Raw genomic sequence first — 13,454 nt, forward strand, 5'->3', positions numbered from 1 at the left:
CTCCCGCTGCCGTCGAACTGCGCGGCATCACCAAGCGATTCCCCGGTGTCGTGGCCAACAAGGACATCGACATCACCGTCCGTACAGGCACCGTCCATGCCCTGTGCGGTGAGAACGGCGCCGGCAAGTCCACCCTGATGAAGATCCTCTACGGCATGCAGCAGCCGGACGAGGGGACCATCACGGTGAACGGCGAGACGGTCACCTTCCACAACCCCGCCGACGCCATCGCCCGCGGCATCGGCATGGTGCACCAGCACTTCATGCTCGCCGACAACCTCACCGTCCTGGAGAACGTCGTCCTGGGCGCCGAGAAGCTGTACGGCATCGGCGCCAAGGCCCGTACGAAGATCAAGGAGATCTCCGACGCATACGGCCTGAACGTCCGGCCCGACGTCCTCCTGGAGGAGCTCGGCGTCGCCGACCGCCAGCGCGTGGAGATCCTCAAGGTCCTCTACCGCGGCGCCAAGACGCTCATCCTCGACGAGCCCACCGCCGTCCTCGTGCCGCAGGAGGTCGACGCACTCTTCGACAACCTGCGCGAGCTGAAGGCCGAAGGCCTCACGGTCATCTTCATCTCCCACAAGCTGGGCGAAGTCCTGTCGGTGGCCGACGAGATCACCGTCATCCGGCGCGGCACCACCGTCGGCACGGTCGAACCGGCCGGCACCACCCCCAAGCAGCTCGCCGAGCTGATGGTCGGCAGCGAACTGCCCACCCCGGAGACCCAGGAGTCGACGGTCACGGACGTGCCGCTGCTCAAGATCGACGGCCTGCACCTGAGCCAGACCGACCTCGACGGCGTCGAGCGCGTCATCCTCGACGCGATCTCCTTCACCATCCACAAGGGCGAGGTCCTGGGCATCGCCGGCGTGGAGGGCAACGGCCAGTCCGAACTGGTCGAGGCGATCATGGGCATCCGAGACCCGGACGCCGGCGTCATCACCCTCGACGGCACCGACATCTCGCACGCCCCCACCCGCAACCGCCGCGAGGCCGGCGTCGGCTATATCCCCGAGGACCGCCACCGCCACGGCCTGCTCCTGGAAGCACCGCTGTGGGAGAACCGCATCCTCGGCCATGTCACCGAGAAGCCCAACTCGCGCGGCCAGCTCCTCGACATCAAGGCCGCCCGCACCGACACCGAGCGCATCATCCAGGCGTACGACGTCCGTACCCCCGGCATCGACGTCACCGCCGCCTCCCTCTCCGGCGGCAACCAGCAGAAGCTGATCGTCGGCCGCGAGATGAGCCACGCGCCCAAGCTGCTGATCGCCGCCCACCCCACCCGCGGTGTGGACGTCGGCGCACAGGCCGCGATCTGGGACCACATCCGCGAGGCCCGCCGCGAGGGCCTGGCCGTACTGCTGATCTCCGCCGACCTGGACGAGCTCATCGGCCTGTCCGACACCCTGCGGGTGATGTACCGCGGCCGACTGGTCGCCGACGCCGACCCCGCCACGATCACCCCCGAGGAGCTGGGCTCCGCCATGACGGGTGCGGCCGCCGGCCACCTGGAGCACACCGAGGACTCCGCCGAGGACCACGAGGACGACGCCCGATGAACAAGCTGACCCAACGCATCGACAAGGAGCGGCTGCTCCTCGGCATCGCGGCACCGCTGCTGGCGATCGTCGCCGCGCTCGTCGTCACCGCCCTGGTCATCCTCGCCACCGGCAAGAACCCGGGCTCCGCCTTCAGCGACATGGTGACCTACGGCTCCGCCAGCGACAGCCAGGTCTACATCCTCAACAAGGCGACGACGTACTACCTGGCGGGTGTCTCGGTGGCCATCGGCTTCCGGATGAACCTGTTCAACATCGGCGTCGACGGCCAGTACCGGATCGCCGCGTTCTTCGCCGCGGTCCTCGGCGGCGCGCTGACCACGCCCGGCTGGATCTCCATCCCGCTGATCATCCTGTGCGCCATGGCGACCGGTGCCCTGTGGGCGGCCATCGCGGGCGTCCTCAAGGTGACCCGGGGTGTCAGCGAGGTCATCTCGACGATCATGCTGAACTCGATCGCCACCGCGATCATCGCCTACCTGCTGCAGCCGGGGAAGCTCGCCGAGCTCCAGAGCGGCGGCACGGTGATCTCCACCAAGCCGCTGCCGTCGTCCTCGTACTTCTTCCAGATCAACACCGGTGCGGCGGGCGAGCTGTGGGGCTTCATCGTCATCGCCGTGGTCGTCGGCGTCGCCTACTGGTTCGTGCTCGGCCGCACCCGCTTCGGCTTCGACCTGCGTACCGTCGGCCAGTCCGAGAGCGCGGCCATGGCGAGCGGTGTCTCCGTCAAGAAGATGATCGCCACCAGCATGGTCATCTCGGGTGCGGTGGCCGGTCTGATCGGCATGCCCACCCTGCTCAACGACAGCCACCAGTTCAGCAACGACTTTCCGACGGGCATCGGCTTCACCGGTATCGCCATCGCCCTGCTCGGCCGCAACAACCCGGTCGGCATCGCGCTCGGCGCGCTCCTGTGGGGCTTCCTGGAGCGCACCACCAACCACCTCGAGTTCGAGGGGTACGACAAGGAGATCCTCGGCGTCATCCAGGGCGTGATCGTCCTGTGCGTCGTCATCGCCTACGAGCTCGTAGGCCGCTACGGCCTCAGGCGCCAGCAGCAGCGGGTCGGCGCCGAGCTCGCCGCCCAGGCCGCCACGACCCAGAAGCAGGAGGTGGCGTGATGACTGCCACGATGACCGACACGCCGCCCCCCGCGGCTCCCAAGGCGGACACCGAACGTGGCCGCTCAGGCCGCTCGTTCGGCCAGATCCTCATGATCGTCGCCGGTGCGCTGCTGCTCGTCGCCGCGGTCCGCGTCATCACCGGCTCCGATCAGCTCACCTCCGAGGGCCAGGTCTCCGCCGCCCTCGGCCTCGCGGTGCCGATCGGCCTCGCCGGTCTGGCCGGCCTGTGGTCCGAGCGGTCCGGTGTGGTCAACATCGGCCTCGAGGGCATGATGATCCTCGGCACCTTCGGCGCCGGCTGGATCGGCTGGCAGTCCAACCCGTGGCTCGGCCTGCTGTGCGGCATCGGCTTCGGTGTCCTCGGCGGCCTGGTGCACGCCGTCGCGACCATCACCTTCGGCGTCGACCACATCGTCTCCGGTGTCGCCGTGAACCTCCTCGCACTCGGTACCACCCAGTATCTCGCCAAGCTGTTCTTCACGAACGGCAAGGCGGCCGACGCGGGCGGCAACCCGAAGCAGTCCCCGCCGGTCGACACGCTGCCCAACTTCGACATCCCGGGCCTCTCCAGCGGGCTGCACTCCATCGAGAACCACCACTGGTTCCTGATCTCCGACATCGCGGGCATCCTCGGCGGCCTGGTCACCGACCTGTCGGTGGTGACGGTCTTCGCCATCCTGCTGTTCGTCGGCAGCTGGTGGCTGCTGTGGCGCACCCCGTTCGGTCTGCGGCTGCGTTCCTGCGGTGAGAACCCGATCGCCGCGGAGTCCCTCGGCGTCAACGTCTACAGGTACAAGTACGCGGCCGTGGCCGTCTCCGGCGGCCTCGCCGGCCTGGGAGGCGCCTTCCTCGCGCTGGTCACCTCCCACACCTACCTGGAGGGCCAGACCGGCGGGCGCGGCTACATCGGTCTCGCGGCCATGATCTTCGGCAACTGGCGACCGGGCGGCCTCGCGATGGGCGCCGGCCTGTTCGGCTACTCCGACGCCCTCCAGCTGCGCAACGGCGGCCAGACCGTCCACGCGCTGCTGCTCCTGCTGGTGGTGCTGCTCATGGCGATGGCGGGCTGGAAGCTGTACAAGAAGGCGCACTGGCAGGGCGGCATCAGCCTCATGGTGGGCGCGGGCGTCCTGGTCTGGTACCTGGTCACCGACGAGGTCCCGAGCGACTTCGTGGGCGCCACCCCGTACGTCGTCACGCTGCTGGTGCTGTCGCTGTCCGCGCAGCGCCTGCGGATGCCGAAGGCGGACGGCATGCGCTACCGGAAGGGCCAGGGCAAGTGACCCCGCCGGCCGCCGTCGACTGGGAGGCGCTGCGGGACCTGGCCCGCGAGGCCATGTCCCACGCGTACGCCCCCTACTCGGGCTTCCCCGTCGGGGTCGCCGCCCTGGTCGACGACGGCCGTACGGTCTCCGGCTGCAACGTCGAGAACGCCTCCTACGGCCTCGGCCTGTGCGCCGAGTGCGGGCTGGTCTCGGAGCTGCAGCGCACCGGCGGGGGCCGGCTCACGCACTTCACCTGCGTCGACGGCCGGGGCGAGATCCTCGTCCCGTGCGGCCGCTGCCGCCAGCTGCTGTACGAGTTCGGGGGCCCGGAACTCCTCCTGGAGACCCCGGCGGGAATCCTCCCCCTCTCGGAGATGCTGCCCCAGGCCTTCGGGCCGGGCCATCTCACCAAGTAACTCCCGTACGGCCCCTCCGGCTCGAACCCTTCGAACGGAGGGGCCGCACACTTCCATGAACCTCGGAAGGAACGCACCCCATGGCCATGGACGCCATCTCCGTCATCCGCACCAAGCGGGACCGCGGTGAGCTCAGCGACGAGCAGATCGACTGGGTCATCGACGCGTACACCCGCGGGGAGGTCGCCGACTACCAGATGGCCGCGCTGAACATGGCCATCCTCCTCAACGGCATGAACCGCCGCGAGATCGCCCGCTGGACCGCCGCGATGATCGCCTCCGGCGAGCGCATGGACTTCTCCTCCCTGTCCCGCCCGACGGCCGACAAGCACTCGACGGGCGGCGTCGGCGACAAGATCACGCTCCCGCTGGCGCCCCTGGTCGCGGCCTGCGGCGCGGCCGTCCCCCAGCTCTCGGGCCGCGGCCTCGGCCACACCGGTGGCACCCTGGACAAGCTGGAGTCGATTCCCGGCTGGCGCGCGCTGCTGTCGAACGAGGAGATGCTGAACGTCCTCGACACGACCGGCGCGGTGATCTGCGCGGCGGGCGACGGCCTGGCCCCGGCGGACAAGAAGCTGTACGCCCTGCGTGACGTGACCGGGACGGTCGAGGCGATCCCGCTGATCGCGTCCTCGATCATGTCCAAGAAGATCGCCGAGGGCACCGGCTCCCTGGTCCTGGACGTGAAGGTGGGCACGGGCGCCTTCATGAAGACGATCGAGGACGCGCGGGAACTCGCCTCCACGATGGTGGGCCTGGGCACGGACCACGGTGTGAAGACGGTCGCGCTGCTGACGGACATGTCGACCCCGCTGGGCCTCACCGCAGGCAACGCCCTGGAGGTCCGCGAGTCGGTGGAAGTCCTGGCGGGCGGCGGCCCGGCGGACGTGGTGGAACTGACCATCGCGCTCGCCCGCGAGATGCTCGACGCGGCCGGAGTGAAGGACGCCGACCCGGCGAAGGCCCTGGCCGACGGCTCCGCGATGGACGTCTGGCGCCGCATGATCGCGGCCCAGGGCGGCGACCCCGACGCGCCGTTGCCCACCTCTCGCGAGCAGCACGTCATCAAGGCCCCGTCCTCGGGCGTCCTGACCCGCCTCGACGCGTACGGCATCGGCGTCGCCGCCTGGCGCCTGGGCGCGGGCCGCGCCCGCAAGGAGGACCCGGTGCAGGCGGGCGCGGGCGTCGAGATGCACGCCAAGCCGGGTGACACGGTGACGGAGGGCCAGGCCCTCCTGACCCTGCACACCGACACCCCCGAGCGCTTCGAGTACGCGCTCCAGGCGGTGGAGGGGTCTTACGACATCGGGGCGGCGGGGACGGAGTTCTCGGCTTCGCCTGTGGTGCTGGAACGTATCGCCTGACCTGCAGTTTCCTCGTTTGGGTCAACGGGATCGGTGGACCGCCGCCGGTCCCGTTCGGCATGCTGGGATCGGTGACGACCGAATGGAGACCGCCATGAGCGCACTCGCCGCCGAGTCCGGGCCCCCCAGGGACGCGGACTGGGACGAGATCGTCCGTGTCTGGGAGGAGACGGACGCTCCCGAGAGCAGCAAGGTGGAGATCATCGAAGGGATCGTCACCGTGTCGCCTCCGCCGTCCGAAGAGCACAACGACACCGCTGAGCTGCTTCACGAGCTCCTGTACGGGGCACGACCTGCTGGCTGCGAGTGGGGTATCTATCAGACGCTCGGGCTGACGTGCCCAGAGACGGGCAGCCTGTTCGTTCCCGACCTGTGCGTGGTACCGAGAGCTGCCTTGCGTCGCGGAACGCGCGTGCACGCCGGCGAGGCGGAACTGGTCGTCGAGGTCACATCGCGGAGCAATGCGAACCACGATCGCATCAAGAAGGCCCATGGCTACGCCGTGGCGGGCGTGCCGCTCTATCTCCTCCTGGACGCCTGGCAGTCGGGGCGTCCGACGGCGACGCTCTACGGGGAACCGCAAAGCGGCACATACCGAGTCCTCGCGTCGGTGGAGTACGGCGAGGAGCTGACGCTGCCCGCACCGTTCAAGCTGGCCCTCGACACCGGCATCTTCCCGCTCAGCTGACACCTGATCATCCCAACATCGCCGCTACCGCCACCAGCACCGGCACCGACAACACCGTCGACAAAAGGATCGAGTCCCGCGCCAACCCCTCGGCCACCCGATAGCGGCTCGCGTACGTGTACAGGTTCTGCGCCGCCGGAAGCGCCGACGTCACCACCACGTCGAGGAGTTGGTGGCCGCGCAGCCCGAACACCCCCACCGCCAGGCCCCAGGCAGCCACCGGCTGCCCCACCGCCTTCAGCGCGACCGACAGGAACACGGGGAACCTGTCGGCGCCCCGCCCCGGCATGGTGCTGCCGCACAGGGAGATGCCGAAGGCCAACAGGACTGCCGGGACGGACATGTTGCCGATCAGGGTCAGCGGGTCCATGACCGGGCCCGGGACATGAACGCCGGTCGCGGCCACCGCGACACCGGCCAGGGAACCGACCGCGATCGGGTTACGCAGCGGAGTGAGCAGCCGTAGCCACAGCGGCCCCTTCTCGCCCTTGCCGGAGAGGTCCAGGATCGTCAGGGCGATCGGGGTGACCGCGATGATCTGGAACAGCAGCACCGGCGCCACCAGCGAGGCGTCACCCAGTACATACACGGCGATCGGGATGCCGAGGTTGCCCGAGTTGACGTAGCTGGAGCACAGGGCGCCGATCGTGGTGCGGCCCACGCCCCAGCCCCGTACGGCACCGACCGCGACGAAGACACCGGCCGCGGCTGCCGTGCTCATGGCCGTCACGAGCAGCCGGCTGGAGAAGATCACCGACAGGTCGGCCCGCGCGAGCGTGGTGAACAGGAGCGCCGGGGACGCCACATGGAAGGCCAGCTTGGTCAGCACCTCGCGCCCGTGCTCCCCGAGGTGGCCCTGCCGTCCGATCACATAGCCGACACCGATGACCACCGCGATGACCGCGAAGCCCGTCAGCACTCCCTGCACGGTGCCCCCTCGGCGGGGAGGAGGCCGTCGGGTATCCGGGGCGGTGCTGATGCTTGGGGCATACACCCAACCCTCCGGGGGAGGAGGGCGGCAGGTCAATGTGATCCCGGTCGGCGAACCCGCCCGGCAGGCGTGTGCGCCGCGATGAGTTCCGCCCGCCCGCCCGGTCTACCGCTCGTGGATGCGATGACCCCCGCCGTACTCGTGCTGTCCGGCCCCGTCACCCGTGACGAGGTGACCGGGCTGTGCGACGACGTGCGGGCGCTGCTGGAGACCACTGCTGCCGGGGTCGTGGTGGTCGACGTCGCCGCGATCGGGCCGCCGGGTCTGGGTGCCGTGGATCTGCTGGCGCGGCTGGAGCTGGCCGCCCGGAGGGCCGGGGGCCGGATACGGCTGCGCGAGCCGGCTCCCTCCCTACACGCCCTCCTCGACCTGGTCGGGCTCCGCTTCGAGGTGGAGGGGCAGACCGAACAGCGGGAACCAGCGCTCCGTGTCGAGGAAGAAGTGGAACCCGGAGAGCCCGCCCTCTGATATCTCCAGCACCTGCACCGCCCAGGGGGTGAAGCCGCCCTTCTCCGGGTCCGGCTTGTACTGGGCGAACCCCGGCAGGCCGTTGACCTGGACCGGCAGCAGCCGGGAGCCCTCGCAGGCGGAGCCCAGGGTCGTCATGAAGCCCGTGATGTCGTCGTGGCCGGTCAGCCACAGGTCGAACGGCGGCATCGTCATCACCGCGTCCTCGTGCAGCAACGCCGTCAGCGCGGTCATGTCGTACCCCTCGAAGGCCGCCACATAGCGGTCCAGGAGCTTGCGCTGCTCCTCGTCGAGGGGGTCGGAGACGGCCGCGCCCGCCGCCTTGTCGCCCTGCTCGCGCTCGGCGAGGGTCGCCCGGGCCCGCTGCAGGGCGCTGTTGACCGACGCCACCGAGGTATCCAGCAGTTCGGCGACCTCACTGGCCTTCCACGCGAGGACCTCGCGAAGGATCAGTACCGCGCGCTGCTTGGCGGGCAGCTGCTGCAGAGCCGCCATGAAGGCGAGCCGCACCGACTCCTTCGCGACGGCGGCCTCCGCCGGATCCTCGACGGTCGGCAGCACGCGGGCGTCCGGCATCGGCTCCAGCCAGGTGTTGTCCGGACGGGGGGAGAGGGCAGCCCGGGCGAGGGGCGTCGACTCGCTCAGGTCCATCGGGCGGGCGCGCTTGTTGCCGGCGGTCAGCATGTCCAGGCAGACGTTCGTCGCGATGCGGTACAGCCAGGAGCGGAGGCTGGAGCGGCCCTCGAACTTCTCGTAACTGCGCCACGCGCGGACCATCGTGTCCTGTACCGCGTCCTCGGCCTCGAAGGAGGAGCCGAGCATGCGGTAGCAGTAACCGGTCAGCTCGACGCGGTGTTTCTCGAGCCTGACGTCGAGGTCTGTCGTCATCGTCCACCCACCCCTGTGGCCGTTCTGTGTCGCGCCTTTGCGCCCAGCACGTCCGAAGCTAGCGCAGGGCACTGACAATGGCGTGCCGGGCGGGGGAATGCGCAGGTGGGTGGGGGTGCCGTCGCCAGGGGGCTGCGCCCCCTGGACCCCGCTTCGGCCCGAACGGCCGCGTCCTCAGACGCCGGACGGGCTGAAAGATGCCGGCCGGCGTTCGCGTCGCGCGGCCACCCGTGCCGCCCGCGTCCCGAACACCGTGATCGTCACGACCCCCAGCACCGCCAGCAGTCCCACCCCGACCGTTCCGGTCCAGCCGCCGGCGTGGAAGGCCATGGCCCCGATCGTGCTGCCCGCGCTGGAGCCGATGTAGTACGCCGACTGGTACAGGGCGGAAGCCTGCGCACGCCCCGTCATCGCCGTCTTGCTCACCGCCGACGACGCGACCGCGTGCCCGGCGAAGAACCCCGCGGTGATCAGCACCAGCCCCAGCAGCACCGGCACGAGAGACCCCGCGAGGGACAGGACCAGGCCCGACGCCGTCGTACCGCCCGCCAGGTACAAAGCCCCACGGCGGCCCAGCCGCCCGACCAGCCGGCCCGCGGTCGAGGCGGACACCGTACCCACCAGGTACACCAGGAAGACCGACCCGACGATGCCCTGCGGAAGCGAGAACGGCGCCTCCGTCAGGCGGTAACCGACCACCGTGTACACACCGCCGAACACCGTCATGAACAGCGCACCGATCGCGTACAGCCGGCACAGCAGCGGGTTCGACAGATGGCCGCGGACCGTACGGGCCAGCACCCGCGGCCGCAGCGAGCCGGTCCTGAAGTGTTGCGGCGCGGGCAGCAGCAGCCGGAACGCCACCGCGCACACCACCGCGATCGCCCCGATCACACCGACCGCGACCCGCCAGCCCCACTCCTGCGCGACCCACCCGGTGATGACGCGGCCGCTCATCCCGCCGACACTGTTCCCGGCGACGAACAGCCCGATCGCCGTGACCAGCGCCTTCGGCCGGACCTCTTCGGCGAGATACGCGGTCGCCGACGCCGGAAGCCCGGCCAGCGCGGCCCCCTGCACCGCCCGCAGCACCACCAGCGCGGTCAGCGAGGGCGCGAACGGGACCAGCAGCCCCACCGTCACCGCGACCGCCAGCGATCCCGTCATCACCGTACGGCGCCCGAACCGCTCCGACAGCGCGCTCATCGGAAGGACGAACAGCGCCAGACCACCGGTCGCCGCCGCCACCGTCCAGCTCGCCTCGCTCGCCGCCACCCCGAACTCGCCGGAGATCAGCGGCAGCAGGGCCTGCGTGGAGTACAGCAGCGCGAAGGTCGCGACCCCCGCGAGGAAGAGGGCGAAGCTCATCCGGCGGTAGCCGGGGCCGCCCGGCGTCATACGGGAATCGACGGCAGGGACGACGGGGACAACGGATGCGGCGCCCACGACGGTGGGCGCCCCGGTACTGGCGGGAGACATGCCACGAAACTACGTACGGCCCCGCTCATCCGTCCAATGCATGGAATCGCCATAATCGTTCCCATGGTGCATCAGCAGAGGTCACAAGCTCGCGTGTCACCGTCCAGTGACACAAAAGACGCCAAGGCCGCCAACGACATCGTCTCGCTGCTCGCCCCGCGCCTCGCCCACTTCGCCGGCGTCGCCCGTACCGAGCACGTCACGCGCGCGGCCCAGGAGATGCAGGTCCCGCAGTCCACCCTGTCCCGGGCCATGGTCCGGCTCGAACAGGACCTGGGCGTCGACCTGTTCGCCCGCCGCGGCCGCACCGTCTCGCTCACTCCGGCCGGCCGCTCCTTCCTCGGCTCCGTCGAACGCGCCCTCGCCGAGATCGAGCGTGCCGCCGAGGAGGTCCGCGCGGACGCCGACCCGGCCACCGGCAAGGTCGCCTTCGGTTTCCTGCACACCATGGGCGCCGAGACGGTCCCCGGCCTCATCCACGCCTTCCGGGCCGACCACCCTCGCGTCCGCTTCAGCCTCGTCCAGAACTACGGCGAGGCGATGCTGGAGAAGCTGCGCTCGGGCGAACTCGACCTCTGCCTGACCTCCCCGGTCCCCGACGCCCCCGACCTGGTGGCCCGCCGCCTCGACGAACAGAAACTCCGCCTGGTCGTCCCCGCGGACCACCCCCTGGCGTCCCGCCGCCGCATCCGCCTGGCAGAAGCAGCCGACGAAACCTTCGTCACCCTCGAACCGGGCTACGGCATGCGCCGCATCACGGACGACCTCTGCAAGGAGGCCGGCTTCAAGCCCCGTATCGCCTTCGAGGGTGAGGAGGCGGAGACCCTGAGGGGCCTGGTGGCGGCGGGCCTGGGGGTAGCTCTTCTGCCCCCGCCCGCCTTCCCTCGCCCCGGTGTTGTGGAACTTGCGGTCACAGCCCCGAGAGCGGCCCGCGAAATCGGCGTGGCATGGCTCGACGGCCACCCGGACACCCCTCCGGTGGCAGCCTTCAAGAAGTTCCTGATCTCAAGAAGGGGCAACCTGCTGCCGGCCTGAGCAGCAGGGCTCCTCAAGGGGTGCGAGGAACTGCGCGACGAGCCACGACCCACCCGCACCCCGCACACGACCCGAACCCCGAGCTGTCACCGGCGCAGAGACTTGCCGAACCCCGCAGCCAACGGCATCCGCAACCCCAAAGGAGGCGGAGCCGCCAACGCATCCTCCACCGGCCGCGAGAACGACCGCCCGAACAGCGCCCCCATCACGAAGTCCTCGGCCAGCGCGTGCACTTCACTCCGGTACTGATGCAACCCATGGCCGTCGGAGTGCACTTCGAACCGGCACACGTCCCGGTTCGCCTTCTTCGCCCGCGCCGCCAGCCGAAACGACAGTTCGGGATCGGTCCGCTCGTCATTCGTGCCATGAACTATCAGCACGCGCCGCCCAGCCAGCTGCTTCACCGGTTCAGGCGAAGCGGCGACGTCCTCCTCGGGCAGCCAGGGAGCCATCGCCAGTACGGAGTTGACGGCCTCGTGCCCGCCCGCGCGCAGGGCGGCCCGGCCGCCCATGTCGAGGCCGGCGAGGCAGACGGGGACGTCGCCGTACCGTCGTACGGCTTCGTCCGCGGCCCAGGAGGCGTCCCGCGCCAGATGTGCCTCGCTGCCGTTCCAGCCGCGGTAGCGGTAGTGGACTACATGCGTGGCCAGCCCCTCCTCCCGTCCCGCACGGGCCAGTCGGCGGCCCAGTGCGCGTACGGAGGCGGTCGCCAGCATGGGGGACGGTCTGCGGGCCGACTCCTCGTCGCCGCCGGGGAGCAGCAGGACCACTCCGCTGACCGCCGTCGGCTCCGGGCCGAGCGCCCTCCCCAGCCGGGCCCGTCGAACCGGCGTCGCTTGGTGTGCCATGACAGAACAGTGTCAGAAGGGTTGGTGTACGTGCCCCGTCCTTGCGGTCACCGTTACGTATCGACGGCGTTGTAAAGCGGGCGATCTACGCGCGTAGGAGGTAGAGTGCGGAAATGACGAGCCAGACCATCTCGAACACCCCGACGCCGGAGCAGATCCGCCGGGCGCCGAAGGTTCTGCTGCACGACCACCTCGACGGCGGCCTCCGCCCCGGGACGATCGTCGAACTGGCCCGTGACGCGGGCTATGACCGCCTCCCCGATACCGACCCCGGCAAGCTCGGTGTCTGGTTCCGGGAGGCCGCCGACTCCGGTTCGCTGGAGCGGTATCTGGAGACCTTCTCCCACACCGTCGGCGTGATGCAGACGCGGGACGCGCTGGTGCGGGTCGCGCGCGAGTGCGCCGAGGATCTCGCCGAGGACGGCGTCGTCTACGCCGAGGTGCGGTACGCGCCCGAGCAGCACCTGGAGGGCGGGCTCAGCCTCGAAGAGGTCGTCGAGGCCGTCAACGAGGGCTTCCGGGAAGGGGAGCGGCTCGCGCGGGAGAGCGGTCACCGGATCCGCGTCGGCGCCCTCCTCACCGCCATGCGGCACGCGGCCCGCGCCCTGGAGATCGCCGAACTCGCCAACAGGTACCGGGACCTGGGGGTGGTGGGCTTCGACATCGCGGGTGCCGAGGCCGGTTACCCGCCCACCCGGCACCTCGACGCCTTCGAGTATCTGAAGCGCGAGAACAACCACTTCACGATCCACGCCGGTGAGGCCTTCGGGCTGCCGTCCATCTGGCAGGCCCTGCAGTGGTGCGGCGCCGACCGGCTCGGGCACGGCGTGCGCATCATCGACGACATCCAGGTGCACGCCGACGGCTCGGTGAAGCTCGGGCGGCTCGCCTCGTACGTACGGGACAAGCGCATCCCGCTCGAACTGTGCCCCAGCTCCAACCTCCAGACCGGCGCGGCGGAGTCGTACGCCGAACACCCGATCGGTCTGCTGCGCCGACTGCACTTCCGTGCAACCGTGAATACGGACAATCGACTCATGTCCGGCACAAGTATGAGCAAGGAATTCGAGCACCTTGTCGACGCCTTCGGTTATTCGCTCGACGACATGCAGTGGTTCTCCGTCAATGCGATGAAATCAGCGTTCATTCCTTTCGATGAACGACTGGCGATGATCAATGACGTGATCAAGCCCGGATATGCCGAGCTGAAGTCCGAATGGCTGTTCCAGCAGACCGCTTCCACCAGCGGTTCCGTGGACTCGGAGGGGTAACCCGGGATATCGGGGTGTATGGAATGCGGACGGGTATTCACAACCCGTTCGC

At 69.9% G+C, this 13,454-nt stretch carries 13 protein-coding genes; 9 read left to right on the plus strand and 4 right to left on the minus strand.

All coding sequences use genetic code 11. From position 1 onward, the window contains the following. Nucleotides 1-50 precede the first annotated feature (50 nt). From LJ657_RS07545 to LJ657_RS07570, 6 genes are all read left to right on the plus strand, one after another. On the plus strand, nucleotides 51-1,565 hold the full coding sequence (locus tag LJ657_RS07545; RefSeq protein WP_372487824.1) for an ABC transporter ATP-binding protein: 1,515 nt from the start codon (nucleotides 51-53) through the stop codon (nucleotides 1,563-1,565). Next, entirely contained in the window at nucleotides 1,562-2,686 is a 1,125-nt protein-coding gene (locus LJ657_RS07550) for an ABC transporter permease (protein WP_232647598.1), read from the plus strand. Before LJ657_RS07545 ends, LJ657_RS07550 begins: the two co-directional genes overlap by 4 nt. After that, nucleotides 2,686-3,972, plus strand: coding sequence for an ABC transporter permease (locus tag LJ657_RS07555; RefSeq protein ID WP_232647600.1), 1,287 nt, complete (start codon nucleotides 2,686-2,688; stop codon nucleotides 3,970-3,972). The genes LJ657_RS07550 and LJ657_RS07555 overlap by 1 nt, the downstream gene beginning before the upstream one ends. After that, nucleotides 3,969-4,370, plus strand: coding sequence for a cytidine deaminase (locus LJ657_RS07560; protein WP_232647602.1), 402 nt, complete (start codon nucleotides 3,969-3,971; stop codon nucleotides 4,368-4,370). Before LJ657_RS07555 ends, LJ657_RS07560 begins: the two co-directional genes overlap by 4 nt. An 80-nt stretch (nucleotides 4,371-4,450) precedes the next feature. Then, on the plus strand, nucleotides 4,451-5,734 hold the full coding sequence (locus LJ657_RS07565; RefSeq protein WP_232647604.1) for a thymidine phosphorylase: 1,284 nt from the start codon (nucleotides 4,451-4,453) through the stop codon (nucleotides 5,732-5,734). A 94-nt stretch (nucleotides 5,735-5,828) separates the two neighbouring features. Further along, nucleotides 5,829-6,422 carry a Uma2 family endonuclease gene (locus LJ657_RS07570; RefSeq protein WP_232647606.1) on the plus strand — a complete coding sequence of 198 codons (594 nt, stop codon included), beginning with the start codon at nucleotides 5,829-5,831 and terminating at the stop codon, nucleotides 6,420-6,422. A 7-nt stretch (nucleotides 6,423-6,429) separates the two neighbouring features. On the opposite strand, the gene LJ657_RS07575 is transcribed toward LJ657_RS07570, so the two are convergent. After that, nucleotides 6,430-7,350 (minus strand): AEC family transporter, encoded by a 921-nt coding sequence (locus tag LJ657_RS07575; protein WP_232647608.1) that lies wholly within the window; start codon nucleotides 7,348-7,350, stop codon nucleotides 6,430-6,432. A 144-nt stretch (nucleotides 7,351-7,494) separates the two neighbouring features. Here LJ657_RS07575 and LJ657_RS07580 point away from each other — a divergent pair, with 144 nt between their 5' ends. Next, complete coding sequence (locus LJ657_RS07580) at nucleotides 7,495-7,881, plus strand: STAS domain-containing protein (RefSeq protein WP_232647610.1); 387 nt, start codon at nucleotides 7,495-7,497, stop codon at nucleotides 7,879-7,881. On the opposite strand, the gene LJ657_RS07585 is transcribed toward LJ657_RS07580, so the two are convergent. Together LJ657_RS07585 and LJ657_RS07590 are read right to left on the minus strand one after the other, a co-directional pair. Then, nucleotides 7,765-8,769, minus strand: a complete 1,005-nt coding sequence (locus LJ657_RS07585; protein WP_232647612.1) for a sigma-70 family RNA polymerase sigma factor — start codon at nucleotides 8,767-8,769, stop codon at nucleotides 7,765-7,767. The genes LJ657_RS07580 and LJ657_RS07585 overlap by 117 nt on opposite strands. Nucleotides 8,770-8,943: 174 nt before the next feature. Further along, the gene (locus LJ657_RS07590) at nucleotides 8,944-10,248 is read right to left on the minus strand and encodes an MFS transporter (protein ID WP_232647613.1); all 1,305 of its coding nucleotides are present in this window, start codon (nucleotides 10,246-10,248) and stop codon (nucleotides 8,944-8,946) included. A gap of 63 nt (nucleotides 10,249-10,311) precedes the next feature. Between LJ657_RS07590 and LJ657_RS07595 the strand changes: the two genes are divergently transcribed. Beyond that, complete coding sequence (locus LJ657_RS07595; RefSeq protein WP_232647615.1) at nucleotides 10,312-11,283, plus strand: LysR family transcriptional regulator; 972 nt, start codon at nucleotides 10,312-10,314, stop codon at nucleotides 11,281-11,283. Nucleotides 11,284-11,369: 86 nt separating this feature from the next. On the opposite strand, the gene LJ657_RS07600 is transcribed toward LJ657_RS07595, so the two are convergent. Then, nucleotides 11,370-12,131 (minus strand): prolyl oligopeptidase family serine peptidase, encoded by a 762-nt coding sequence (locus LJ657_RS07600; RefSeq protein ID WP_232647617.1) that lies wholly within the window; start codon nucleotides 12,129-12,131, stop codon nucleotides 11,370-11,372. Nucleotides 12,132-12,244: 113 nt separating this feature from the next. On the opposite strand from LJ657_RS07600, the gene LJ657_RS07605 reads away from it, so the two are divergent. Continuing rightward, a complete protein-coding gene (locus LJ657_RS07605) occupies nucleotides 12,245-13,402 on the plus strand; it encodes an adenosine deaminase (RefSeq protein ID WP_232647618.1) in 1,158 nt (385 codons plus the stop codon). Nucleotides 13,403-13,454: the final 52 nt, after the last annotated feature.

This window comes from Streptomyces guryensis, assembly GCF_021261325.1.
GTDB classification, from domain to species: Bacteria; Actinomycetota; Actinomycetes; order Streptomycetales; family Streptomycetaceae; genus Streptomyces; species Streptomyces guryensis.

Excerpts from the sequence above, each read along its gene's own strand:
- LJ657_RS07570 (WP_232647606.1), top strand. The coding sequence starts at position 5,829 with ATGAGCGCACTCGCCGCCGAGTCCGGGCCCCCCAGGGACGCGGACTGG.
- LJ657_RS07585 (WP_232647612.1), bottom strand. The coding sequence starts at position 8,769 with ATGACGACAGACCTCGACGTCAGGCTCGAGAAACACCGCGTCGAGCTG.
- LJ657_RS07565 (WP_232647604.1), top strand. The coding sequence starts at position 4,451 with ATGGCCATGGACGCCATCTCCGTCATCCGCACCAAGCGGGACCGCGGT.
- LJ657_RS07550 (WP_232647598.1), top strand. The coding sequence starts at position 1,562 with ATGAACAAGCTGACCCAACGCATCGACAAGGAGCGGCTGCTCCTCGGC.
- LJ657_RS07605 (WP_232647618.1), top strand. The coding sequence starts at position 12,245 with ATGACGAGCCAGACCATCTCGAACACCCCGACGCCGGAGCAGATCCGC.
- LJ657_RS07600 (WP_232647617.1), bottom strand. The coding sequence starts at position 12,131 with ATGGCACACCAAGCGACGCCGGTTCGACGGGCCCGGCTGGGGAGGGCG.
- LJ657_RS07580 (WP_232647610.1), top strand. The coding sequence starts at position 7,495 with ATGAGTTCCGCCCGCCCGCCCGGTCTACCGCTCGTGGATGCGATGACC.
- LJ657_RS07590 (WP_232647613.1), bottom strand. The coding sequence starts at position 10,248 with ATGTCTCCCGCCAGTACCGGGGCGCCCACCGTCGTGGGCGCCGCATCC.
- LJ657_RS07555 (WP_232647600.1), top strand. The coding sequence starts at position 2,686 with ATGACTGCCACGATGACCGACACGCCGCCCCCCGCGGCTCCCAAGGCG.
- LJ657_RS07595 (WP_232647615.1), top strand. The coding sequence starts at position 10,312 with ATGGTGCATCAGCAGAGGTCACAAGCTCGCGTGTCACCGTCCAGTGAC.